The organism is Methylobacterium sp. Ger2507 (assembly GCF_055231875.1).
The window spans coordinates 4581803-4604916 of record NZ_JBUYVC010000001.1 but is presented as its reverse complement, the minus strand read 5'-3'; the positions used below and the strand labels follow the sequence as shown (position 1 = coordinate 4604916).

The 23114-nt window shown below is 68.8% G+C and carries 25 protein-coding genes and 1 tRNA gene; 13 read left to right on the top strand and 13 right to left on the bottom strand.

The features are described from left to right. Positions 1-26 precede the first annotated feature (26 nt). Genes cyoC through ACV7NL_RS21360 form a run of 3 tightly spaced genes read left to right on the top strand, consistent with a single transcriptional unit; the run spans position 27 to position 1806 of the window. Positions 27-671: a cytochrome o ubiquinol oxidase subunit III gene (gene cyoC, locus ACV7NL_RS21370; RefSeq protein WP_056190319.1), complete on the top strand. Its 645-nt coding sequence runs from the start codon at positions 27-29 to the stop codon at positions 669-671. Continuing rightward, the gene (gene cyoD, locus ACV7NL_RS21365; RefSeq protein WP_056190317.1) at positions 668-1051 is read left to right on the top strand and encodes a cytochrome o ubiquinol oxidase subunit IV; all 384 of its coding nucleotides are present in this window, start codon (positions 668-670) and stop codon (positions 1049-1051) included. The genes cyoC and cyoD overlap by 4 nt, the downstream gene beginning before the upstream one ends. Next, positions 1051-1806 carry an SURF1 family protein gene (locus tag ACV7NL_RS21360; RefSeq protein WP_463356809.1) on the top strand — a complete coding sequence of 252 codons (756 nt, stop codon included), beginning with the start codon at positions 1051-1053 and terminating at the stop codon, positions 1804-1806. Before cyoD ends, ACV7NL_RS21360 begins: the two co-directional genes overlap by 1 nt. Before the next feature lie 49 nt (positions 1807-1855). On the opposite strand, the gene ACV7NL_RS21355 is transcribed toward ACV7NL_RS21360, so the two are convergent. Continuing rightward, on the bottom strand, positions 1856-2494 hold the full coding sequence (locus ACV7NL_RS21355) for an alpha/beta hydrolase (protein ID WP_463356808.1): 639 nt from the start codon (positions 2492-2494) through the stop codon (positions 1856-1858). A gap of 101 nt (positions 2495-2595) precedes the next feature. Continuing rightward, on the bottom strand, positions 2596-3525 hold the full coding sequence (locus ACV7NL_RS21350) for a ring-cleaving dioxygenase (RefSeq protein WP_463356807.1): 930 nt from the start codon (positions 3523-3525) through the stop codon (positions 2596-2598). Positions 3526-3652: 127 nt separating this feature from the next. On the opposite strand from ACV7NL_RS21350, the gene ACV7NL_RS21345 reads away from it, so the two are divergent. After that, on the top strand, positions 3653-4609 hold the full coding sequence (locus ACV7NL_RS21345; protein WP_463356806.1) for a LysR family transcriptional regulator: 957 nt from the start codon (positions 3653-3655) through the stop codon (positions 4607-4609). A gap of 10 nt (positions 4610-4619) precedes the next feature. On the opposite strand, the gene ACV7NL_RS21340 is transcribed toward ACV7NL_RS21345, so the two are convergent. Beyond that, positions 4620-4847 carry a hypothetical protein gene (locus tag ACV7NL_RS21340; RefSeq protein ID WP_056190306.1) on the bottom strand — a complete coding sequence of 76 codons (228 nt, stop codon included), beginning with the start codon at positions 4845-4847 and terminating at the stop codon, positions 4620-4622. 215 nt (positions 4848-5062) lie between these two features. Here ACV7NL_RS21340 and ACV7NL_RS21335 point away from each other — a divergent pair, with 215 nt between their 5' ends. Next, positions 5063-5593: a DUF4142 domain-containing protein gene (locus ACV7NL_RS21335; RefSeq protein WP_056482693.1), complete on the top strand. Its 531-nt coding sequence runs from the start codon at positions 5063-5065 to the stop codon at positions 5591-5593. Between the two features lie 41 nt (positions 5594-5634). Here ACV7NL_RS21335 and ACV7NL_RS21330 read toward each other — a convergent pair whose 3' ends face one another. From ACV7NL_RS21330 to ACV7NL_RS21310, 5 genes are all read right to left on the bottom strand, one after another. Next, complete coding sequence (locus ACV7NL_RS21330; RefSeq protein ID WP_056190303.1) at positions 5635-6441, bottom strand: transglutaminase-like domain-containing protein; 807 nt, start codon at positions 6439-6441, stop codon at positions 5635-5637. A 75-nt stretch (positions 6442-6516) separates the two neighbouring features. Continuing rightward, the gene (locus tag ACV7NL_RS21325) at positions 6517-7437 is read right to left on the bottom strand and encodes a transglutaminase family protein (RefSeq protein WP_056190432.1); all 921 of its coding nucleotides are present in this window, start codon (positions 7435-7437) and stop codon (positions 6517-6519) included. Between the two features lie 88 nt (positions 7438-7525). Next, positions 7526-8056 carry a response regulator gene (locus tag ACV7NL_RS21320; RefSeq protein WP_056190430.1) on the bottom strand — a complete coding sequence of 177 codons (531 nt, stop codon included), beginning with the start codon at positions 8054-8056 and terminating at the stop codon, positions 7526-7528. A gap of 205 nt (positions 8057-8261) precedes the next feature. Beyond that, positions 8262-9461 (bottom strand): transglycosylase SLT domain-containing protein, encoded by a 1200-nt coding sequence (locus ACV7NL_RS21315; RefSeq protein ID WP_056190301.1) that lies wholly within the window; start codon positions 9459-9461, stop codon positions 8262-8264. 221 nt (positions 9462-9682) lie between these two features. Continuing rightward, positions 9683-9759: transfer RNA gene (locus ACV7NL_RS21310), tRNA-His, on the bottom strand. A gap of 195 nt (positions 9760-9954) precedes the next feature. On the opposite strand from ACV7NL_RS21310, the gene ACV7NL_RS21305 reads away from it, so the two are divergent. Beyond that, the gene (locus ACV7NL_RS21305; RefSeq protein WP_463357189.1) at positions 9955-11799 is read left to right on the top strand and encodes a chloride channel protein; all 1845 of its coding nucleotides are present in this window, start codon (positions 9955-9957) and stop codon (positions 11797-11799) included. Between the two features lie 64 nt (positions 11800-11863). Here the strand turns inward: ACV7NL_RS21305 and ACV7NL_RS21300 are convergent, their stop codons facing one another. From ACV7NL_RS21300 to ACV7NL_RS21290, 3 genes are all read right to left on the bottom strand, one after another. Continuing rightward, positions 11864-12082, bottom strand: a complete 219-nt coding sequence (locus ACV7NL_RS21300; RefSeq protein WP_056481656.1) for a hypothetical protein — start codon at positions 12080-12082, stop codon at positions 11864-11866. A 147-nt stretch (positions 12083-12229) separates the two neighbouring features. Next, the gene (locus ACV7NL_RS21295) at positions 12230-13015 is read right to left on the bottom strand and encodes a YfdX family protein (RefSeq protein WP_463356805.1); all 786 of its coding nucleotides are present in this window, start codon (positions 13013-13015) and stop codon (positions 12230-12232) included. 265 nt (positions 13016-13280) lie between these two features. Beyond that, on the bottom strand, positions 13281-14639 hold the full coding sequence (locus ACV7NL_RS21290) for an MFS family transporter (RefSeq protein ID WP_463356804.1): 1359 nt from the start codon (positions 14637-14639) through the stop codon (positions 13281-13283). Between the two features lie 295 nt (positions 14640-14934). Here ACV7NL_RS21290 and ACV7NL_RS21285 point away from each other — a divergent pair, with 295 nt between their 5' ends. Then, a complete protein-coding gene (locus ACV7NL_RS21285) occupies positions 14935-15807 on the top strand; it encodes a DUF1236 domain-containing protein (protein WP_463356803.1) in 873 nt (290 codons plus the stop codon). Between the two features lie 58 nt (positions 15808-15865). Here the strand turns inward: ACV7NL_RS21285 and hrcA are convergent, their stop codons facing one another. Continuing rightward, a complete protein-coding gene (hrcA, locus tag ACV7NL_RS21280) occupies positions 15866-16921 on the bottom strand; it encodes a heat-inducible transcriptional repressor HrcA (protein ID WP_200935846.1) in 1056 nt (351 codons plus the stop codon). 435 nt (positions 16922-17356) lie between these two features. Here hrcA and ACV7NL_RS21275 point away from each other — a divergent pair, with 435 nt between their 5' ends. The 4 genes from ACV7NL_RS21275 to hemW all read left to right on the top strand — a co-directional run bounded on the left by ACV7NL_RS21275 (position 17357) and on the right by hemW (position 20439). Further along, positions 17357-17665 (top strand): hypothetical protein, encoded by a 309-nt coding sequence (locus ACV7NL_RS21275; RefSeq protein ID WP_463356802.1) that lies wholly within the window; start codon positions 17357-17359, stop codon positions 17663-17665. Between the two features lie 186 nt (positions 17666-17851). Next, positions 17852-18568 (top strand): ribonuclease PH, encoded by a 717-nt coding sequence (rph, locus tag ACV7NL_RS21270; RefSeq protein ID WP_463356801.1) that lies wholly within the window; start codon positions 17852-17854, stop codon positions 18566-18568. Then, positions 18565-19197 carry an RdgB/HAM1 family non-canonical purine NTP pyrophosphatase gene (gene rdgB / locus ACV7NL_RS21265; RefSeq protein ID WP_463356800.1) on the top strand — a complete coding sequence of 211 codons (633 nt, stop codon included), beginning with the start codon at positions 18565-18567 and terminating at the stop codon, positions 19195-19197. Before rph ends, rdgB begins: the two co-directional genes overlap by 4 nt. 63 nt (positions 19198-19260) lie before the next feature. Beyond that, on the top strand, positions 19261-20439 hold the full coding sequence (gene hemW, locus ACV7NL_RS21260) for a radical SAM family heme chaperone HemW (protein WP_463356799.1): 1179 nt from the start codon (positions 19261-19263) through the stop codon (positions 20437-20439). Here hemW and ACV7NL_RS21255 read toward each other — a convergent pair whose 3' ends face one another. Beyond that, complete coding sequence (locus tag ACV7NL_RS21255) at positions 20440-21657, bottom strand: penicillin-binding protein activator (RefSeq protein ID WP_056481677.1); 1218 nt, start codon at positions 21655-21657, stop codon at positions 20440-20442. It lies immediately after the preceding gene. 119 nt (positions 21658-21776) lie between these two features. On the opposite strand from ACV7NL_RS21255, the gene rsmI reads away from it, so the two are divergent. Further along, entirely contained in the window at positions 21777-22730 is a 954-nt protein-coding gene (gene rsmI / locus ACV7NL_RS21250; protein ID WP_463356798.1) for a 16S rRNA (cytidine(1402)-2'-O)-methyltransferase, read from the top strand. Further along, positions 22723-23100 (top strand): YraN family protein, encoded by a 378-nt coding sequence (locus ACV7NL_RS21245; RefSeq protein WP_244476859.1) that lies wholly within the window; start codon positions 22723-22725, stop codon positions 23098-23100. The genes rsmI and ACV7NL_RS21245 overlap by 8 nt, the downstream gene beginning before the upstream one ends. Positions 23101-23114: the final 14 nt, after the last annotated feature.

The window sequence follows — 23114 nt, the reverse complement described above, 5'->3', positions numbered from 1 at the left end:
CCATGGCAACCCAAGCTTCCGCTGCCATGAACTTCGAGTCGGGACGAAGCCCGTCGGTCGCGATCAAGGCGGTCGACCCGACGGACTTCTACGACGCCAAGGGCGAGCATCACCCGGAAGGGAGCACGATGCTCGGCTTCTGGCTCTACCTGATGAGCGACTGCCTCATCTTCGCGGCCCTGTTCGCCACCTACGCGGTGGTGGGGCGCAACTACGCGGCCGGCCCGTCGCCGAAGGATCTGTTCGACCTGCCGCTGGTGGCGCTGAACACGTCGATGCTGCTGTTCTCGTCCATCACCTACGGCTTCGCCATGCTGGAGATGGAGAAGGGCGACCTCAGCCGGGTGCAGATCTGGCTGGCCGTCACCGGCCTGTTCGGCCTCGCCTTCGTGGGCCTCGAACTCTACGAGTTCCACCACCTGATCCACGAGGGCGCCACGCCCCAGCGCAGCGCCTTCCTGTCGGCCTTCTTCACCCTGGTCGGCACCCACGGCCTGCACGTCAGCCTCGGTATCGTCTGGCTGGTGACGCTGATGGCGCAGGTCCACAAGCGCGGGCTGGTACCCGAGAACAAGCGTCGGCTGCTCTGCCTCAGCATGTTCTGGCACTTCCTCGACGTGATCTGGATCGGCGTGTTCACCTTCGTGTACCTGATGGGAGTCCTGCAATGAGCGCCGCGACGAAGGCAGGACACGACGACCACGGGCATGCACATGGCCATGCCGATGCCGGCAGCCACGGTTCGTTCAAGGATTACATGACCGGCTTCGTGCTGTCGGTCATCCTGACGGCAATCCCGTTCATCCTCGTGATGAGCAACGTGATCGGCAACAACCAGATCACCGGCATCGTCATCATGGGCTTCGCGGTGGCGCAGATCGTGGTCCACATGATCTACTTCCTCCACATGAACACGAAGTCCGAAGGCGGCTGGACCATCCTGGCGCTGATCTTCACCCTGACGCTGGTGATCATCACCCTCGCGGGCTCCCTGTGGGTCATGTACCACCTCAACACCAACATGATGCCGATGCACATGCACACGCGCTGATGCGCGTCGGCAAACCGGCGACGCGGCGCTCCGGCGTCGCGCTCGCCACCCTCTGCGTCGTCGGACTGGTCTTGATCGGCCTCCTGGCGGCGCTCGGGACCTGGCAGATTCAGCGTCGCGCCTGGAAGCACGCGCTGATCGCCCGGGTCGAAGCCCGGGTGCACGCAGAGCCCGTCGCGGCGCCGGGTCCGGCGATCTGGAACAGTCTGACGGCCGAGACGGACGCGTACCGGCGGGTTCAGGCCACGGGACGGTTTCAGAACGACCGGGAAACCCTGGTTCAGGCCGTGACCGAACTCGGTGGCGGCTTCTGGGTGATGACGCCGCTGCTGCGCCCCGACGGCACCACGCTTCTGATCAATCGCGGCTTCATCCCGCCGGACAGGCGCGATCCGGCCACGCGAGCCGAGGGGCAGACCGATGCGCCGGTCTCGGTCATCGGCCTCCTGCGCTTCAGCGAACCCGGAGGGGGCTTCCTCCGCAGCAATGATGCCGGCGCCGGGCGCTGGTATTCGCGCGATGTCGCGGCGATCGCGCGGGCGCGGGGCCTCAATGAGGCGGCCCCCTATTTCGTCGATGCCGATGCGACGCCGAACCCAGGTGGCTGGCCTGTCGGCGGGCTGACCATCGTGGCCTTCCCGGACAATCACCTCGTCTACGCGCTGACGTGGTACGTTCTTGCGCTGATGGTCGCGGGCGCGCTCGCGTACACGCTGGTCGATGCCCGCCGCTCGGCGCGGCGGAGATCGACCTGAACCACGGCTCTCCATCCGATTCCTGCCGGTGGGCGGCCGCTCGGATGTCTCAGGTGCCGAGCCCCGCGATCCAGGCCCTCGCGCGCTCCACGTCCGCCTGGGTCAGGCCATGCCCGCTCGGCAGGATCTCGTGCGTGACCGCGGCTCGGCCTGCGCGAAGCCGCTCGGCGAGCGCGCCGGCATTGGCCGCCGGAACGATCGGGTCGGCGGCGCCGGAGAGCAGGAGCACCGGTTTGCCCGCGAGATCGACCGGATCGGTCCGGGTGAGCGGCACCATCGGGCGCAGCAGGACGGCTCCCGCTAACACGTCGGGATTCAGGAGTAATAAGGCGGCGGCGATGTTGGCGCCGTTCGAGAAACCGACCGCCACCGGAGCGGCGAGCCCGTAGGCCGCGCGCGCCGCCGCGATGAACGCAGCGAGATCCGCCGCCCGATGCCGGAGATCGGCTTCGTCGAACACGCCCTCCGCCAAGCGCCGGAAGAAGCGCGGCATGCCGTTCTCCAGGACGGCGCCGCGCGGGGAGAGCAGGGCGGCTCCGGGCGCCAGCGTCCTGCCAAGGGGCAGGAGGTCGTTCTCGTCGCCACCCGTCCCGTGGAGCAGGAGCAGGGGCGGTGCGCCGGCGCCGGGCGCTGGCGCGAAGCGATGGACGAGGCCGAGGGCGGGCTGCGTGAGGGATGAGTTGGTCATGACAACCTCGCTGAAGCGATTGAGAATCGGCGCCCGCCCCGACTGTGGGAGCGGGCGCCGGGTTTTCGTCGCCCGGTGACGGAACCGGCGGGTGGATAGAATCAGGCCATCTCGGCCAGGCGGCCCTCGATCTGCGCCCGGTGCGGCTCAAGGAAGCCCGGGAGCTTGAGGGCTTGGCCCAGCGACGCCACCGGCTCGTCGATGGCAAAGCCGGGACCGTCGGTGGCGATTTCGAACAGCACTCCGCCCGGCACGCGGAAGTAGACCGAGCGGAAATACTGACGGTCCTTCTGCTCGGTGACGCCGAGACCGTACGAGCGGGTCAGCGTCTCCACCATCCGTGCCTGCTCCGCGTCGTCCGCGGCCCGGAAAGCGATGTGGTGGACCGAGCCGGCGCCCTGGCGACCGCGCAGGAATTCGCCCACCACCCGCAGGGTGACGAAGCCGCCGGTCTCGGCTCCGCTGCCATAGCGGATCGACAGACCGTCGCGGCCGGCTTCGCCGAAACCGAGCACGCCGGTCAGGATCGCCGCCGTCGCCTCGGCCTCCCGGAGCAGGAGCGTGACCCCGTGGAAGCCCCGGATGGCGTGCTCAGCCGGAACCTCGCCGCCGGTCCAGACCCCGCCGGCCTCCTGGGCGTCGGTTCCCACCAGGGCCAGGATCATGCCGTCCGGGTCGCGAAAGCGCAGAATCGGATCGCCGAAGGCCTGTGCCACGGTGTCGTGCGTGACGCCCTTCTCGATGAAGCGATGGGCCCACCAGCCGATGGCGGCGCGCGGGACTCGGAACGCGGTCTCCTGCGTCTCGCCGACGCCGACCCGCCCGGGTGCCGCGTGGGCAATGGGGAAGAAGGTCAGGATGGTGCCGGGGCGGCCGGTCTCATCGCCGTAATAGAGATGGTAGGTGCCCGGATCGTCGAAGTTGACGGTCTTCTTCACCAAGCGAAGGCCGAGCACGCGGGTGTAGAAGTCGGCGTTTCGGTCGGGGGCGCCAGAGAACGCGGTGACGTGATGGATGCCGGTGTGGGACATGGGACGAACTCCTCGCGGGCAGCGCCGCACCGGAAGCCCGGCCGTGCTGCGATGACCGGAAGATGCGCCTTGCCCTTCGGTTCGGAAATGGAAACGATGGAAACGCATCGTTTCGGAATACACCGCCATGAAGCTTCCTGACTTCGAAGCCTGGGCCGTCTTCGCCAAGGTGGTGGAGACCGGGTCGTTCGGGCGTGCCGCCGCGGATCTCGGGATCGCCAAAGGCACGGTTTCGAAGGCCGTCACCCGCCTGGAAGCCCGGATCGGGGCACGCCTGTTTCATCGCACCTCGCGCAAGCTCGCCCTGACGGAGGCCGGGGCCTCGGCGCGGGATGCGGCGGCCCGCATCCTGGCGGAGGGCGAGGCGGCCGAAGCGCTGGCGCAGGACGCCGCCGCGCAGATGCGCGGCCGGGTGCGCCTCGCCGCGCCGATGTCGTTCGGCGTGCTGCACGTGGCTCCGCGCCTGCCGGACTTCCTGAGTCGCCACCCCGGCCTCAGCATCGATCTGCACTTGAGCGATGACCTCGTCGACCTCGTCGGCGGCGGCTTCGATCTCGGCCTGCGCATCGCGTCCCTGACCGATTCGTCGCTGCGGGCCCGGCGCCTATGCACCGTCCACCGCGCGTTGGTGGCAACCCCCGCCTATCTCGCGCGCTTCGGCTGGCCGGCGCATCCGCACGACCTGTCGGATCATGCGTGCCTGGGCTACGCCTACCTGCCGACGCCGGATCGCTGGCGCTTCGTCGCTTCGGACGGTCGGGAGGCGGCGGTGGTGCCGAACGGTCCCTTGCGGGCCAACAACGCCGATGCCCTGGCGCCCGCCCTTCGGGCCGGGCTCGGCCTCGCGGTCCAGCCGGATTTCATGATCTGGGAGGACCTGCGCGACGGTCGCCTGGAGCGGGTCCTGCCCGACTGGTCGCCGCCGCGGATCGATCTGCACCTCGTGACTCCGCCGGGCGATCCGCGCCCTGCGCGGGTGACCGCGCTGATCGGCTTTCTGGCCAAGGCACTGTCGAACGCCCCCTGGTCGGACCCCGGCGGCTACGCACGCGGCGCTGCCGCGCCTCCGGCCTCCGCGGTGTGATCCGCTCGGGTCAGGTCTCGGTAATCTCCAGGATCAGTCCGCGCCCGCGCAGGACCTTGTCGATGCGCTGGTGCATGTCCGGACACGGACGGGTCACCCGAAGATGCACCGTGTCGCCCTTCGGCGTGCCCGTGACCCAGAGCCGGTAGCGCAATCCCTCGTCCCGAAGCTGCTCCAGCAGCCGCTCGGAGGCGATCCGGTTGGCCTCGTTGTTCATCGCGATGAGGCGTGCATCCATCTCGGTCTCTCCTGCTTGCCTGAGTGCAACGCGCGGCGACACGCTTTTCGTCCCGACAACCTGCATTCGTGGTGAAGTCGAAGCCGTCGGCCATCGACACCTGCCCCGGCCCTTCGGAACAGGGCCGCAGCGCCGAGGTTCACGCGGAGAGGATGCGTGTTCTCGGATTCGTGACGGCGGGAACGCGTCAGATCCAGCATCGGAAGGAGATCGTGATGAAACAGATCGTCGGCGCCGCCGCCGTGGCTGTGCTCCTGGCCGGACCGGCCCTGGCCCAATCGGTGGGCGAGAAGACGGGCATCAACGCGCTGATCGGCGTGAGCCCTTCCACGGCGGATTTCGTGACCCAGGCCGGGATCAGCGATCTGTTCGAGATCGAGAGCAGCCGGCTGGCCGCCGAGCGCAGCGATGAGCCGACCAAAGCCTATGCCCGTCAGATGATCACCGACCACGAGAAGACGACATCCGAGATGAAGGCGATGATCCAGGGGGGCAAGGTCCAGGCGACGGCACCGACCGCCCTGGACAGCACCCATCAGGCCCGGCTCGACAGCCTCAAGGCGCTTCAGGGCGACGCCTTCACCAAGCAGTACCACGCCGATCAGGTGACGGCGCACAAGAATGCCGTCGACCTGTTCCAGCGTTACGCCCAAGGGGGCGACAACGCCGAATTGAAGGCCTGGGCGAGCAAGACCCAGCCCGCGCTCGAGCACCACCTGAAGATGGCGCAGGATCTCGACAAGTAGCGGACGGCTCGCCGCGCCGGTCAACCGGCGCGGCCGAACGGTCAGAACACCTCGTCGGTGTGAACGTCGAAGCGGGCGAGGTGCGCGTAGCCGAAGTTGGTGGTGATCGCCACGTCGGTGGCATCGCGGCCGCGCGCCATCACGATCCGGCCGATGCGCGGCGTGTTGTGTCGAGCGTCGAAGGTATACCAGTTGCCGTCGAGATAAGCCTCGAACCAGGCCGAGAAATCCATCGGGTCGGGCACGGGCGGAATGCCGATGTCGCCGAGATAGCCGGTGCAGTAGCGCGCCGGAATGTTCATGCACCGGCAGAACGCGACGGCCAAATGCGCAAAATCGCGGCAGACGCCCTGGCGTTGCATGAAACCGTCCCAGGCGGTTCGGGTGGCGTCGGCGCACATGTAGTCGAATCGGATGCGGTCATGGACGTAATCGCAGATCGCCTGGACGCGACCCCAGCCCATGGGCGTTCCGCCGAACAGCGACCACGCGGTTTCGGACAGCTTGTCGGTGTCGCAGTAGCGGCTGCCCAGGAGGTAGACGAGCACCTCGTGGGGGAGATTCTGGACCTCGATCTGCTGCGCATGCGGGGCATAGACGTCGGGCAGGCCGGAATCCTGGACCACGAAATCGGCCGAGATCGTGAGGCGTCCGGGGGGCGTGACGATGCGGGTGCAGATGTTGTCGAAGTCGTCTCGGTATTCCTGCCAGGGGATCGGCGGATCGAAGTTGATCACATGCGGGGTGAGCACATCTGGCATCCGTGAGGGATGCACGCTCAACGCGAGGATCATGGGCGTCGGCTGAACCGATTCGAAGGCGATGTCGAACCCAGTCCTGATCTTCATGACAACCACCCGATCCTGTCGTGAACTATACGCTCTATGGTTCCAAACCGGGCAGCCTGGGGCGCACCCGGTCCTTCAACGCGCCACCTGCGGATCGGTCGCCCAAGGCTCCACGGCACTCGGCACGACTTCATCGACGTGGACGCTCACCGTCATGCCCAGATCATCCGCCGGAAACCCGAAGAACGACCCGTGCAGCGGCACGGCCTGACGCGGATCGCGTGCGACGGCGACGCGGATCAGGTCGCGATTTCCGACGATGCCGTTCGTCGGATCGAACTCGATCCACCCCGCACCAGGCAGGTAGACCTGCACCCAAGCATGAGTCGAGCCACCACCCACATGCCGGTCGCGATCCCCGCGTGGGTTGTAGAGGTACCCCGAGACGAAGCGGGCCGCCATGCCGAGGGCGCGCACGGCCTCGATCATCAACACCGCGAAGTCGCGGCAGCTGCCGCGCTTGAGCCGCAGCGTGGTGACCGGGTCCTGCACGCCCTTCTCGGAGCGCGCCAGATACGCGAAGTTGCGTCGGACGCTGCGCGTCATCTCGGCCAGGAGGTCCTGGGTTCCGATCCGTCCCGCCGGGGGGACGAAGCTGCGCGCCCAGCTATCGACCTCGTTGCGCGGGTCCGCGTATTGCCGCTCCATCGAGCGGCTGAGATCGGGGATGTCGTCGGCGCCGTAGCCGAACGGATAGAACGCCGCGTGCGGCGCGATCGGGAAGATCGGCGTCAGCTCGGGCGTGTGATCGAGGGTGATGGTGCACTCGAAGGTGAGCTGCGCCGCCCGCCCGGTGAACGACGCGACGGCCACGCAATTCCCGAAGACGTCATGGAGCCAGCGCAGCCCGCTCGGTTCGGGCGTGATCTTCAGGTTCGCCGAGATGAGGCGCTGATCGTAACTGTCGCGCGGCCGGAACAGGATGCGATGCTCACCGAAGGCCACCGGCTGTCGATAGCGATAGATGGTCAGGTGGCGGACGGACAGGATCGGCAAGGCGAGGGGCTCCACCACGCCGCGCGGCGTGGTCTGGTCGGCACGGACGCTGCGGGAAGCGATGCAAATCGTGCGCCGGGGAGCCTTATCAGGAAACGATGGGTTGCGGGGTGCTGGTCGCGAGATCGGCCTCGGTCAGCAGATCGAAGGGCCGCCACGGCTTCGGAATGAAGACCGCCTGGTCCGGCAGGCTGCTCGGACGCTCGGCCTTTCCGCCCGACGTCACCACCACACGGGCGGACGGCCACAGCAGCGCGATGGCGGAGGCCAGTTGCACCCCATCCATCGCCCCGGCAAGGCTGACATCGGCGAAGACCAGGGCGACATCGCCGCCGCGCTCGCGCATGACGTTGAGGGCGGCCTCGGCGCTATCGCACCCAAGCACGCCGAGTTCGGTATCGCTCAGGAGGGCCTCGGCCAGCGCGCGCGTGGCGGCATCGTCCTCGACCACCAGGGCGAGCTTGAGCGGCTGCGGCTTGGCCCGGGGCGCCGCTTCGGACGCGGCCGCAGGTTCGGACTGAACCTGGCGAATCAATGAGGCGAGGTGGTCGGGAATGCCCTCGGCGATCAGGTCGTCGTAGAACGAGGCCAGAGCCTGACCGATCCGGTCGAGGGACAGGCTCGGCGTCAGCGTGTCGCCGAGAGGAATCCGGCTCACGGACGACGAGCGATCCGCGTTGGTGCCTTTCGGGTCCGACAAGCAGGGCCTCCGCCGTTGGTGTCTCGGTGCGCCGCCACGAGCGGAGGCGCCGACATTAAAGCCCGGAGGTGACAGTCAGTTGCCGGAAATCATCCCTGGCCTGCGTTTGAGCCGGTACGGTGCCTCAATCCACCGCCGCATCGGCATAGGCCAGCACGCCGGCCATGGAACGGACGTCGCGATAGCGGGCGCCGCGGGTGCTCATCATGGTCTCGAACTTCTCGTGCACCTGGGCCACCGACAGGCTGGCCGCCTTGCGACGCCCGCGCTGGGCGGCGAAGAAGATCGTCTTGTTGGCGCGCGCCGGGCCCGGCAGCATCTGGGCGGCCGCCGCCTTCGGCTTGTCGACCACCGTGGCAAGGAAGTCCTCGGCATCGTCCGGCCCGAGGAAGTGGGCGAGGTAGACCTCGCCGAGGGTGAGTTCGCGGCCGATCCGCAGGGCGATGCGGGCGGCGTCGCGCTTCAGCATCTCGCCGGCGAGCAGGGCGGACAGGTAGGGGTCGCGCCGCATCTCGAGGATGCGCGTGCGCTCGGCCGGGTCCGACACGGTAGGCCGGCCGTTGTCGCCGGTGACCACGAGGGCCGCATCGGTGGCGAGACCGTATTTCGGTCCGAAGTCGCGCACCACGCCCAACCAGGTCCGCTCGATGAACTGGAACAGGCCGGTGGCCGAGGAGGTCTGTGCCTGCACTTCGGTCTTGAAGCTGGATTCCTTGTCGGCCACCGCCATCAGCAGCACCGGATCGGTCTGCACCGCTTGCGCCGCCCGGACGATCTTCTGCACGAGGTGGCGCCGGATCTTCATCGGGCCGAACTCGATGACCTCGTTCGGGTCGCCGATCGAACTTTCGGTGAGGAGGTAGTCATAGGACACCCGGTCGACCGCGTTGGAGCCGAGTTCGGTGTCGAGGTCGTGGACCGGCGCGAAGGCCGAGGACGCGGTGATCGCCGCCGGGGTGGGCGACACGGAGGCGGGCAGGGTGGCCGAGGCGGAGGCCTGAAAGATGACCGGCATCGGCTGGACGCGGGGGCGCGGCATCGCGATCTCGGTCATGGCCTGGGCCGACTGGACGACACCGGCCTCCGGACCGACACCGTAGGACAGGACCGCGCCGAGGCCGCCGGCCAGGAGCAGCATCGAGAGCACCGAGCGGGTCAGGGCCGGGCGGCTGCCGTGATCGTGGCCGACGCGTCCCGACAGGGTCAGCGCTTCGGAGCCGTCCGGCGCTGCGACGGAGCCGAAGCGCGGTGCGAGCGATCCTTTATGAGCCTGCGAGTTCTTGGCGAGGACGGTCCGCGACGATCCGACGTTTCGACCCTGCATCTGCTCGACCCAACCTCGTTCCCTGACCTGGATTGAGATTAGCTTGCGAGATGTGGCGACAACACGGCCCAGTTTGGGGCAATCCCGTGGCAAGTTTGCCTCAGTGTCGAGAGCGCTGGCACACACCCCGGCACGTTTCGGGCGCATCGCGCCAACGTGGGACTCAAACGCGAAAAGCGGCCCTGCTCACGCACGACCGCCCGACACTTCGATTCACAGAATGGTACCACTGCCCCGGCTCGAACGGGGGACCTCTTGATCCACAATCAAGCGCTCTAACCAACTGAGCTACAGCGGCACTGCGGGCGATCTATCCCGAGCCGCGCCGCATTTCAAGCCGCCTTCGGCCGATCGTCGGCAAAAGTGTGGATCTGTCCCGGCCTGTCAGGGCCATGCCTGCCCGGTTCAGCCATCGACGCCTCCATCGGCCGCAGGGTAAGGGGAGGCCTTGATGCCTCTCCGTCGCCGTCCGCGACCGCTTCCAGCCCGGCCCATGCCCCTGCGCAACCGCTCTTCCTCTTCGCCGGCTGCCCGACAGGTGCTCGTGCAGGCGCCGGGGCGACTGCGCGCCCTCGTGCGCGGCAGCGAAATCGGCCTCATCGTCCTGGCCGGCCTGATCGGATGCGCCTCCGGCCTGTCGGTGGCGGCGATGAACCGGGCGACGCAGGCGATGCGCGAGGTGCTGTACGGCCTGCCGCCGGGCATGCGCCTCAGCGCCGCTACGGATCTCTCGCCCCTGGCGATCCTGCTGGCGCCCGCCTTCGGCGGCGTCCTGCTCGCGCTGTTCACCCTCGCGCTGCGCTGGCGCCGGCGCCCCCGGCGCGCGCCGGTCGACCCCATCGAGGCCAACGCCCTGCACGGCGGGCGCATGTCCCTCAGTGATTCCACCGTGGTGGTGATCCAGAACACGATCTCCAACGGCAGCGGCGTCTCGGTGGGCATGGAGGCGGCCTACACGCAGTTCTGTGCCGGCGTCGCCTCCCGCCTCGGCCTGTCCTTCGAATTGCGGCGTGCCGACCAGCGCACCCTGGTGGGCTGCGGGGCGGCCGCCGCCATCGCGGCAGCCTTCGGCGCCCCCCTGACCGGCGCGTTCTATGCCTTCGAACTCATCATCGGGACCTATTCCATCGCCACCTTGACGCCCGTCGTGGTGGCCGCCCTGTGCGGCAGCGTCGTCGCCCGGGCGCTGGTGGCGCAAACCTCCCTCGTCACGGTCGACCGGGCCGACGCGATCACCACCACGGTGCTGACGACCCTCGACACGGTGCCGAGCCTCACCCTTGGGCTGCTCTGCGCCGGGCTCGGCATCCTGATCATGCGCGGCGTCACCCTGGTCGAGGCCGGCTTCCGCATCACCCGTCTGCCCGCGCTCTGCGCCCCGGTGGTGGGAGGCCTCTGCGTCGGCGGATTGGCGCTCCTGGCCTCGCCCCAGGTCCTGTCCGGCGGGCACGGGGCGCTGCACCTGCACCTGGAGGCGCATGGCAACGCCCTCGGCCTCTCCGCCCTCATCGTGCTGTTCGTCGCCAAGGCGACCGCCTCGGCGATCTCCATCGGCTCCGGCTTCCGCGGCGGCCTGTTCTTCGCCTCGCTCTTCCTCGGCGCCGTGGCGGGCGAGATCTTCGCGGTCGGGATGCCGCTGATCCTGCCCGGAACGGTGAATTTCGGCCTGACCCCGCTCGCCTACGCGGTGATCGGCATGAGCTCCCTGTCGGTGGCGGTGATCGGCGGGCCGCTGACCATGACGTTCCTCGCCCTCGAACTCACCGGCAGCTTCCCGATCACCGGCCTGGTGCTGGTGGCGGTGATCGCCTCCTCCCTGACCGTGCGCAAGACCTTCGGCTACTCCTTCGCGACCTGGCGCTTCCATCTCCGGGGCGAGAGCATCCGCAGCGCGCATGACGTCGGCTGGATCCGGACGCTGACGGTGGGCCGGCTGATGCGCCGCGAGGTCTCGACAGCCTCCATCGACCAGAGCCTCGCCAGCTTCCTGCGCAAGCACCCGCTTGGATCGCCCTCACGGGTGGTGATGGTGGACGGGGACGGCCGCTACGCCGGGATCGTGCTCGTGCCCGAAGCCCATGCGGCCCTCTTGGAGACGGAGGGGGCTTCGCCCGATCTCGCCAGCCTCCTGCGCCATCGCGACGATGTTCTGACCGCCGAGATGAATGCCAAGGCGGCGACGGCGGCGTTCGACCGGACCGAGAGCGAAGCCCTGGCGGTGGTGGAGGACCTGAAGACCCGCAAGGTCATCGGCCTGCTGACCGAGAGCCACACGCTGAAGCGCTACAGCGAGGAACTGGACCGCCAGCGCCGGGCGGTGCTGGGCGAGGCGACCTGACGCGCAGGCCGGGCGCGGAATAGGCAGGACCAGAACATGCCGGTGGGTGGCGGGCCGGGCGTGGTCACGAATCGGGATGGTTGCGGCGCCATCCGAAGATCCCGAAGGCGAGCAGACTCGCCGATCCCATCATGACGAGGCTCCAGCCCCAGTCGCTCGGCAATTGGCCGTCGACGGGGTGGCCGAACAGGCCGGAGGCCAGGACGAGGCCGAACCCCGTGACGGCGGCCGAGCACAGAAGGCCGAGGCTGATCCCGATACTGATCACGGTGGGTACCTTCATCGACGGATCACGGACGAACCGGGCCGGAAGCAGGGCGCGAGACGCCGAACGGGAAGATCCGCCCGGCGCAGGGGCCACCTCCGGCACGGATGCGAGCCGCACCCCCTCGGGAGGGGAAGCGGCTCACGGTCGTCCGGGATCGGACCCTTACTTCTTGACCGTCGTGCCGGTGGCGGCGGGAGCCGTCGCGGTTGCAGCCGGTGCCGGCGCAGCGGCAGCCGCGCCCTTCTGCGGCATGCTCACCATATCGACGATGTCGAAGCGCAGCCCGTCCTCCGCCTTCTTCAGGACGGCGTTGGCTTCATAGTACTTGCCCTGGTTGATCAGGGTCGCCGCCTGGTCGACATCGGTGGTGGTCTGATCGAGCGGCACCACCGCCAGGACGAAGTTCACATCGACGCCCGCGAGCTTGAGCTGGTCGATGGCGGCCTTGCGATCACCCTTCTCCAGGCTCTTGTTGGCGGTCGCCACCGCGGCGGCCTTGGCCGGCGACGCGACGAAGTCCTCGCCCAGGGTTAGCTGCCCGTCGACCGGTACCCAAGCGGTCTGCTTGGTCGATGGCTTGGCAGCATCGGAAGATTTGCTCGCCTCGGTGGCGGGTGCGGACTTCTTGGGCGTCGCGTGCAGATCGGCTTCCGCCTTGGTGAAGACCGACTCGTCCGTCTTCACCTTGGTGAGCGCCGCCTGAGCCTTGCCGATCAGGTCCTTGGCCTGGGTCGGATCGGCGTTGAAGATGGCGATCCGGGCGAGGTGCAGGTCGCGGAAGGCCTGGGCGCCGTCCTTGGACAGCTTTCCGACGTCGCGATCCGCCGTCTGCTGGGCCGCCGAGATCGGGGGAGCGGCCTGCGCGGCCGGCTTGTCGTTGGCGAAGGCCACGCCGCCGAGGAGCGATGTCGCAACAAGTGCGGCGGCAACGGTTCTGATGCGTTTCATGACAATACCTCCAGAAGGGAGCGGCGACCGAGTGTGTGTTGGAGGATTAGGGTCGCGCCAAACCTCTCTTCTGTGGTGATATTGATATCTCCCTCGCACCGTGTCACGTTAATTAATCGTCAGCATTCCGTCATCAAATCACCGTTGACAAACATGCTGATAAAGGAGCCGATCAAAACCAGTTTGATCTGAAACCCGCAGGCATAAAAAAAGCACGCGGTGCAGGAGCACCGCGTGCGATTTCGGTTGCCGGGCCGTGGCGCCGTCAGGCGGCCGAGAGCCGGGTCTTGCGCGTCAGCGCCTCCTCCACCGTCCCGTCGCCGTCGAGATATCCGTGGCGCTTCGGGTTCGGCATGATCAGCGAGGCGATGAAGGCGATGCCGAGCATCACGGTCACGTACCAGAAGAAGCTGCTCTCGGAGCCGATCTGCTTCAGGTACAGGGCTACCGCCTCCGCGGTCCCGCCGAACAGCGAGTTGGCGATGGCGTAGGACAGGCCGACGCCCAGCGCCCGCACCTGGGTGGGGAACAGCTCGGCTTTCACGATGCCGCTGATGCCCGTGTAGAAGCTGATCACAATCAGGCCGACCATGATCAGCGCGAACGACAGCACCGCGTTCTGCGTCGAACCGATGGCGGTCATCAGCGGCACCACCATCAGGGTGCCGAGGCCGCTATAGAGCAGCATGTTGGCCTTGCGGCCGATCCGGTCCGAGAGCCAGCCGAAGAAGGGCTGGATGATCATGTAGACGAACAGGGCTGCGGTGGAGATCTGCGAGGCAGTGACCTTATCGATATGGGCGGTGTTGAAGAGATACTTCGGCATGTAGGTGGTGAACGTGTAGAAGCTCAGCGAGCCGCCGGCCGTATAGGCCAGCACCACGCAGAAGGCGCGCCAGTGCTCGAACAGGGCGGCGAAGGTGCCGGAATCCTTCTTGGCCATGTCCTCCTTGGTGGCGGTCTCCTGCAGCGACGAACGCAGGTAGAGAGCGACCACGGCCGCGACGGCACCGATGACGAACGGGATGCGCCAGCCCCAGGCGGTGAGTTCCTGCGCGGTGAGGAAGCTCTGGAGGATGATCAGCACCAGCGAGGCCAGCAGCTGGCCGCCGATCAGGGTGACGTACTGGAACGAGGCGAAGAATCCGCGCCGGCCCTTCACGGCGATCTCGCTCATGTAGGTGGCGCTGGTGCCGTACTCGCCGCCGACTGACAGGCCCTGGATCATCCGGGCGAGCAGCAGCAGGGCGGGGGCGAGATGGCCGGCCGTCGCGTAGGTCGGCAGGACCGCGATCATCAGCGAGCCAGCGCACATCATCAGCACCGAGATCAGCATCGATTTCTTGCGGCCGAGGCGGTCGGCGATGCGGCCGAAGAGCCAGCCGCCGATTGGCCGCATGAAGAAGCCGACGGCGAAGACGGCGGCCGATTTCAGAAGCTGGCTGGTGTCATCCCCCTCGGGGAAGAAGACGGGCGCGAAGTAGAGGGCGAAGAAGGCGTAACAATAGAAATCGAACCACTCGACGAGGTTGCCCGACGAGGAGGCGACGATCGCCTTGATTCTGCGGCGGCTATCCGCCGCTTCGTCCGCCCTGTGCGTGAGTGTCCCCGGCCCACCTGTCATCCGTCTCGTCCCTGTGCTCTCGGCGTCGCCGGTCGGCGGCGTCTTTGGCGCGGACGTTACTCTGTGAGGCTGGTTTCACAAGCCCGCTCAGCGGGTTGGCGTACACCGACAAGATCAACGGTAAACTTGGCTGTGGAAGACCGATCGCTAAGCTTACGCAGCTCGTACAAATTGCCCGCGCGGCAAACGTCGTAAGATCAGATCAAGAAAAGGCGGAACGGTCTTTCGTAGAACTTCGTTGCGGAGGGCGACGGCACGGGACGGTGCTTCCCACAACGAGACTGGAAACGACCCCATGAGCAAGCTCTTCCGGAGCACGGTAGCGGCAACGGCCCTTCTTCTCGGCGCAACGACGGCGTTCGCGCAGGCCGGCCCGGGTGGTGGCGCGGGCGGTGGTGCCGCCGGCGGTGCAGGTGGTGGCGCCGGCATGGGCGCGGGTGGTGGCGCCGGAGGCGCGGGCATGGGAGGCGGCGGGATGCGCGGCGGGGCCGGTGGCGCTGAAACCGGGGCTGGCACCGGATCGCGCGGCGAGGCCGGCGGAGCCGGGGCGCGCGGGGCCGAGGGCGGTGCGGGTCCGCGCGGCGGCGAGCGCCCGGGACAGGCAACCGGCGAACGGGGCGGCCGCGAGACGGGTGGCGCTGCAACGCGGGACGGCACCGCCGACCGTGACGGCCGGGCAGACCGGGACGTGAAGGGTGATCGCGATGGCCGGGCGGATCGTGACGGCAAGGCGGAGCGTGACGGCCGGGCGGATCGTGACGGCAAGGCGGAGCGTGATGGCCGGGCCAACCGCGATGGAAAAGCCGATCGTGATGGCCGGGCCGACCGGGACGACCGCGGCGGACGGGACGGTCGGACGGATCGCGACGACAGGGGTGATCGGGGTGATCGGGGAGCGGTGCGCGGAGCCTATGGCCGTCTCGCGGCCCCGCAGCGCACGGAGTTCCGTCAGAGCGTGATCCGCCGTGGAGTTCCGCGTCTGGCCGCCGGCGTGTTCGCTCTCAGCGTCGGCACGGCCATCGCCCGCAGCTACACCCTCTACGACCTACCGCCGGACATCGTCCGGATCGCGCCCGAATACGAGGATTACCGCTACGTGCTGGTCGGCGACGACATCGTCATCGTCGATCCCGACACCTACGAGATCGTCGACGTGATCCGCGGCTGATTGTCGGTCGCACGCAATGCGGAGGCGGAGCTTCGCCTCCGCCTCTCACGGGTATCGCTCAGCGCTTGCGATCCAGCAGCCCGGAGACCACCCGGGCGGTGTAATCGACCATCGGCACGATGCGGGCGTAGTTCAGCCGCGTCGGACCGATGACCCCGACGACGCCGACGATCTTCTGCGAGCCGTCGCGGAACGGCGCCGCGATCATCGACGATCCGGATAGGGAGAACAGCTTGTTCTCCGAGCCGATGAAGATGCGCACGCCCTCGCCGCCCTCGGCGCGCGACAGCAATTCGATCACATCCTTCTGGGTCTCGAGGTCGTCGAAAAGCAGACGGATACGCTCGAGATCCTCTGCGGCGCGCAGGTCGTCGAGGAGGTTCGACTGTCCGCGCACGATCAGCTGGCGGGCATCCGAAGGGCCGACGCTGACGGCGAGACCGGCATCGACCAGCCGCTCGGTGATGGCGTCGAGTTCGCGCTTCATCACCTGGCGGCCGGATTCGATCTCGGCCCGCAGCGACCCGAGCGTCCGTCCCTGCAGGCGGGCGTTCAGGTAATTCGAGGCCTCCTGCAGGGCGCTGGCGGGCAGGCCGGGCGGCAGGTCGAGCAGGCGGTTCTCCACCGAGCCGTCGTCGGAGACCAGGACCACGAGAGCGCGGGTCGGGTCGAGACGCACGAACTCGATGTGCTTCAGATGCACGTTGGTCTTGGTGGTCAGCACCACTCCGGCCCCGCGGGAGACGCCGGAGAGCAGCATCGAGGCTTCGGCCAGCGCCGAATCGAAGGTGTGGCCGGACGCGGCCGCGCGCATCTGGGTCTCGATCCGCTCCTGTTCCTCGCGCCCGACATCGCCGACCTCCAGCATGGCGTCGACGAAGAAGCGCAGGCCCTGCTCGGTCGGCAGCCGCCCCGCCGAAGCGTGGGGCGCGAAGATCAGGCCGGAATGCTCGAGATCCGCCATGACGTTGCGGATCGAGGCGGGCGAGAGGGACATCGGCAGGATGCGCGCGAGGTTGCGCGAGCCGACGGGTTCACCGGTGGTGAGATAGCTTTCGACGATCTGACGGAAGATCTCGCGCGAGCGCTCGTTCAGCGCGCTGAGAACCTGCATCTGCTGCACAGTCGAAAAGGGGCGGGCGGGCTCGGTCACGATCCATTCCTGAGATGGGGAGTGTGACGTCCTCCACGGGTTAATACAATCCACCGCGCCGTCGCCAGGGCGGCCTCGGGCCGGAAAGGCGGCGCCGCGCCTTCACGAACGCGCGGCGCTGACAACGCACCGCTTCCAAACGCACCGCGGCACCGAAACGATGCGCCCGCCCTTTCCCACGCCGTCTGCCTCATAGGAAGCAGGACCGCGCCGCTGCCCAAAGAAACAGCTTGGCCATTTGCGACGATCCGGCCGGGTCGTGCGTTCCCGTATCCCGCGATTTGCCGGGCCCATCGTTCTCCGGCTCGCTCACCCATCGTGATCTGCATGGGTGCGTCGTCGGTGAACACCCGCCGGCGAATCGCTCAAGCCGAAGCCACCAGGAGGCAGAGACCCATGAGACACTCAGCTCGATCCGGCCTGATCAAGTCGTTCGCCATCGTTCTCGCGATGGTCGGCGCCATGCTGTTCGGCGCACCGCAGGGTGCCCAGGCCGCCCCCGCCATGGTGTCCACTGAGGTCGCCGCTCCCGCCGTCGGCCTCACCCAGGTGCAGTATGGCGGCCATTGGCGCCATCATCGCCGCGGCTTCCGGCACCACCACCATCACGGCCGCCACTTCGGCCATCACCATCGCCGCCATTTCGGCCATCATTACGGTCACCGCCGCGGCCATCACTTCGGTCATCGCCGCTACCGCTACTGAGCGCATTCGTGCCATGGGCCGCCCTTCGGAGCGGCCCTTCTCGGCCACGGGCCGCCCTTCGGGGCGGCCCTCTTCGTATGGGCCATCCCCCGTTCAACGGCAGGCCTCGCGTGACAGCCTCGCTTGCAGGCCCGGACCCGGGCCCGTAAAGCCCGCTCCCAACCCTGATTCTGGAAGGAGAGCGGCATGCGCCCCTCGAAGCGCGCGACCGACGAACTGCGCACCGTGACCCTGGAGCGTGCCATCTCCCGCCATGCCGAGGGCTCCTGCCTCGTCAGCTTCGGCGACACCAAGGTCCTGTGCACGGCCTCGCTCGAAGAGCGTGGCCCGGGCTGGCTGCGCGGCTCCGGCAAGGGCTGGGTGACGGCCGAGTATGCGATGCTGCCGCGCGCCACCCACGAGCGGACCCGGCGCGAGGTGAATTCCGGCAAGCCCTCGGGCCGCACCCAGGAGATCCAGCGTCTGATCGGCCGCTCGCTGCGCGCCGTCACCAACCTGCCGGCGATGGGCGAACGCCAGATCACGGTCGATTGCGACGTGATCCAGGCCGATGGCGGCACCCGCACCGCTGCGATCACCGGCGCCTGGGTCGCCCTGCACGAGTGCTTCACCTGGATGCGCAGCCGCTCGATCATCTCGGTCGATCCCCTCCGCGACCACGTGGCGGCGATTTCCTGCGGCATCTACAAGGGCAAGCCGGTGCTCGACCTCGACTACGACGAGGATTCCGCGGCCGAGACCGACGCCAACTTCGTCATCACGGGCACCGGCGGCCTCGTGGAGGTGCAGGGCACCGCCGAGGGCAAGCCGTTCTCGGAAGACGAGCTGCTCGAATTGCTGCGCCTCGCCAAGGGTGGGGTCCAGTCCCTCGTCGTCCTCCAGAAGCAGGCTATTGGCGTATGAGCGACCCTCGCATCCTCACGGGCCGCGTCGTCATCGCGACCCACAATGCCGGCAAGCTCGTCGAGATGCGCGAGTTGCTGGCACCCTTCGGCGTCGATGCGGTCTCGGCCGGCGAACTCGGCCTGCCCGAGCCGGACGAGACCGGAACGATGTTTGCCGAGAACGCCGCCCTCAAGGCGCTCGCCGCCGCGACGGCCTCGGGTCTGCCGGCCTTTGCCGATGATTCCGGTTTGTGCGTGAACGCGCTGGACGGGGCGCCCGGGCTGTTCTCGGCCCGCTGGGCCGGGCCGTCGAAGGATTTCTCGGGCGCCATGGCGCGCATCGCCGCGGAACTCGACAAGCGCGGCGCCACCACCCGGCGGGCGCATTTCGTCTCCGCCCTGGTGATCGCCTGGCCGGACGGCCACACCGAGACCTTCGAGGGACGGGTCTTCGGTGAACTCGTGGCTCCTCGGGGCGCGAGCGGCTTCGGCTACGATCCGATGTTCCTGCCCGACGGTTACGACCGCACCTTCGGTGAGATCTCTTCGGAGGAAAAGCACGGCGTCGACTGGCAGACCGGCAACGCCCTGTCGCACCGCGCCCGCGCCTTCGTGCTCCTGGCGCAGAGCTGCCTGCGGCGTCCTTGAAACCGGCGGCGGGATTGCCAAATCGCAATCCCGCGCGCACATCCGCCCCATGACGTGCGCCCCATGACCGAACCGACAGGCCCGGACCATCCGACCCGCGATGCCGGGTTCGGGGTCTATGTCCACTGGCCCTTCTGCGCTTCGAAGTGCCCCTATTGCGACTTCAACAGCCATGTGCGCCATGCGCCGGTGGACGAGGTCCGCTTCCTCAAGGCCTTCAGGGCCGAGATCGCCCATGTGTCGGCGCGCACGCCCGGGCGCACCGTGTCGAGCGTCTTCCTCGGCGGCGGCACGCCCTCCCTGATGCAGCCCGCCACCGTGGCGGGGCTCCTCGACGCCATCGGCGGGGCCTGGACCGTGGCACCCGAGGTCGAGATCACCCTGGAGGCCAATCCCACCAGCGTCGAGGCGGAGCGCTTTCGCGGCTACCGCGCCGCCGGGGTCAACCGCGTTTCCCTCGGCGTCCAGGCCATGGACGACGTCTCCCTGAAGCAGCTCGGACGCCTGCACAGCGCCGCGGAAGCCATGGCGGCGGTCCGGGTCGCCGCCGACCATTTTGAGCGCTACTCCTTCGACCTCATCTATGCGCGCCCGGATCAGAGCCCGGCCGCCTGGCGGGCCGAACTCGAGGGCGCCATCGCGCGGGCAGCCGAACACCTGTCGCTCTATCAGCTCACCATCGAGCCGGGCACGCCGTTCTACGGTCTCGCCGCCGCCGGCAAGCTAGTGCCGCCGGACGACGATTCCGCCCGCCTCCTCTACGACGTGACCCAGGAGGTCTGTGACCGCGCCGGGCTCTCCGCCTACGAGATCTCGAACCACGCCCGTCCGGGCGCGGAATCACGCCACAACCTGCTGTACTGGCGCTACGGCGAATATGCGGGCATCGGCCCCGGCGCCCACGGTCGCCTCGTCGGGGCGGAGGGCCGGATCGGCACCGTCACCGAGCGGGCGCCGGAAGCCTGGCTCGCCCGCGTCGAGCGCGACGGTCACGGCATCGTCGAGACCGAGACCCTGGCGGCCTCCGACCAGGGCGACGAATTCCTGATGATGGGCCTGCGCCTGCGCGAGGGTATCGACCCGCGCCGCTACGCGCTCCTGAAAGGCAGAGTCCTCGACCCGGCGCGGATCGACGGCCTCGTCGCCGACGGGCTGATCGCCCGACATGCGGGCGGCCGCATCGCCGCGACCCCGGCCGGGGCGCCGGTGCTCAACGCCGTGGTGGCCGCGCTCGCCGCCTGATCAGGTGCCCGAGGGCGTGAGGGTACGCGGGGCGGGACTGACGACGACCGGGGCGCCGGAGCGGATCTCGTAGACCGCCAGCGCCCGGTCGCTCGGGCCGTCCGGTCGGAACCGGAACGTCCCGTCGATCCCGGAGAAGCCCGACGGGTTGGTGAGGGTGGTGTCGGCGAAGCGCTGCGAGCCGAACTGGCGCGACAGGGCCGCCATCAGCGAAACGGCGTCGTACGCGAGGGTGGCGACGCGCGGCGGCACCGACCCGAACCGGGCCTGATAGCGCTGCGAGAAGCCGTTGAAACCCGCCGCGTCCGGTGCCGCGAACCAGCCGCCCTGGAGCGCCGGCAGGGCGAACACCCGGGGATCGTTCCAGACGGCGGTGCCGATCGGCCGGACCCGGGTGGGTGAGAAGTTCGCCTTGGTGAGGGCGGCCGCCACGGCCCCGAGACCGTCCGGGGTATCGGGCAGGAACAACGCGTCGGCCTGCGCCGCCGGGCCGGTGATGAGGCCGGACAGACGGCCGATGGCCGGGCCGGGATTGCCCGCGGGATAGCGCTCGATGGCGACCAGCCGGGCGCCCTTGCGCGCCACCGCCTCGCGGAACTGCGCCTCGACCGCCTGGCCGTAGCTCGTTTCCGGGATCACCGCCGCGAAGGATTTCCGACCCGCCGCCACCGATTCGTCGACCACCCGGTCCACCTCGGCCTGGGGCAGGAAGCTCAGCAGATAGGTGCCGCGCGCGGCGACGCCGGAATCGGTCGAGAAGGCGATCAGCGGTTTGCCGGCCGGCCGGATCACGCCGGCCGCCGCCTGGACGTTGGCGGCAAACAGCGGGCCGAGGACGAGTTCGGCCCCGTCCGCCAAAGCCGCCTGGGCCGCCTCGCGCGCGCCGTCCGGCGAGCCGCGATCGTCCTTCACCAGGATCTGCAGGTCGGGCTTCTGGAAATCCTCGATCGCGAGTTCGGCCGCGTTGCGCATCGCGGTGCCCACGGCGGAGCCCGGTCCGGAGAGCGGCACCACCAGCGCCACCTTGACGGTTCCGGTGCCGATCCGGCCCGCTGCCACGGCGCCGGGCACATCGGGGGCGACCACCTCGACCGGCGTGGTCGCCGGAGCCCGCCGGCTCACGCGCGCGCCGCCATCCGGCCCTCCGACGCAGGCCGAGAGCCCCAGAAGGGTCACGAGGCCCACCAGTCCGGATTGCAGCCTGTTCCCGCGCCCCATCGGAGGACCTCCTGTCGCCAGCCGACGCCCCACGCATAAAGTCTGAGGATCAAAAGTAAATGTGAGCCCCCCGTCACGGCGCATTCCGCTTGTGGGTCCGATCGTGGCAAGGTCGGTTCATGACGCAGAAGATCGACACCCGTACCCGTCGGCGCCGGGACGCGGCGGATGGCAAGCCGCCCGCCACCTTCACGGCCTTCGGCCTCGCGGCGGAGGCGGAATCCATCGAGCCGGGCCTGCACGTGGTGGCGACGCCGATCGGCAACCTCAAGGACGTCTCGTTCCGGGCGCTGGCGACGCTGGCCGCCGCCGATGCGGTGCTGGCCGAGGATACCCGCGTCACCCGCACGCTGCTGATGCATTACGGGATCACCACGCCCCTCGTGGCCTATCACGAGCACTCGAACGCAGCGGTGCGCGAGCGGATGGTCGCCCGGATGCAGGCCGGCGAAGCCCTGGCCCTCGTCTCGGACGCGGGCACCCCGCTGGTTTCCGACCCGGGCTTCAAGCTGGTGCAGGCCGCGATCGAGGCCGGCCTCAGCGTCACCCCCATTCCCGGTCCCTCGGCGGTGATGACCGCCATCGTGGCCGCCGGCCTGCCGACCGACCGGTTCTTCTTCGAAGGCTTCCTGCCGGCGAAATCCGGCGCGCGCTGCAACCGCCTCGAAGCCCTCGGGCAGATCCCCGGCACCCTCGTGCTGTTCGAATCCCCGCATCGGTTGCCCGAGATGCTGGTCGATGCCGTGGCGGTGCTGGGCGCGAGCCGCCCGGCGGCGGTCGCCCGCGAATTGACCAAGCTCTACGAGACGATCCGGCGCGGCAGCCTCGGCGATCTCGCCGCGCTCTACGCGGAGGAGGGAGCACCGAAGGGCGAGGTGGTGGTGATCATCGGCACGCAGGCCGAGGTGCCCGACGCGGCCGCAACCGACGCCGGCATCGACGCGGCCCTGACGGCCGCTCTGGCGCGTCACTCGATCAAGGACGCCGCCACCCTGGTGGCGGAGGAGACCGGTCAGCCACGCCGCGTCGTCTATGCCCGCGCCCTGGCGCTGGCCCGTCGCGACGATGCCTGACGGGCGATCCGAAGCGCATCGACGCGCCACCGAACGGCGCGGACGCATCGCCGAGACTCTGGCGTTGCTCGCCTTGATGCTGAAGGGCTATCGCCCCCTCGGTTCGCGCTTCCGCGCCGCCGGGGGCGAGATCGACCTGATCGTCCGGCGCGGCGACACCATCGCGTTCGTCGAGGTCAAGGCGCGGGGGACGCTGGATGAGGCGCGGGCCGCCATCGACGCCCGCAAGGTCGCGCGCTTCTCACGGGCCGCACGGGCCTGGATCAGCCGGCATCCGGCCGCCGGGGGCGCCACGTTCCGGGCCGATGCGATGTTCGTCGCGCCGGGTCGCTGGCCCCGTCACGTGACGGATGCTTTCCCGATCACGTAAGGTCAGGCCGATCG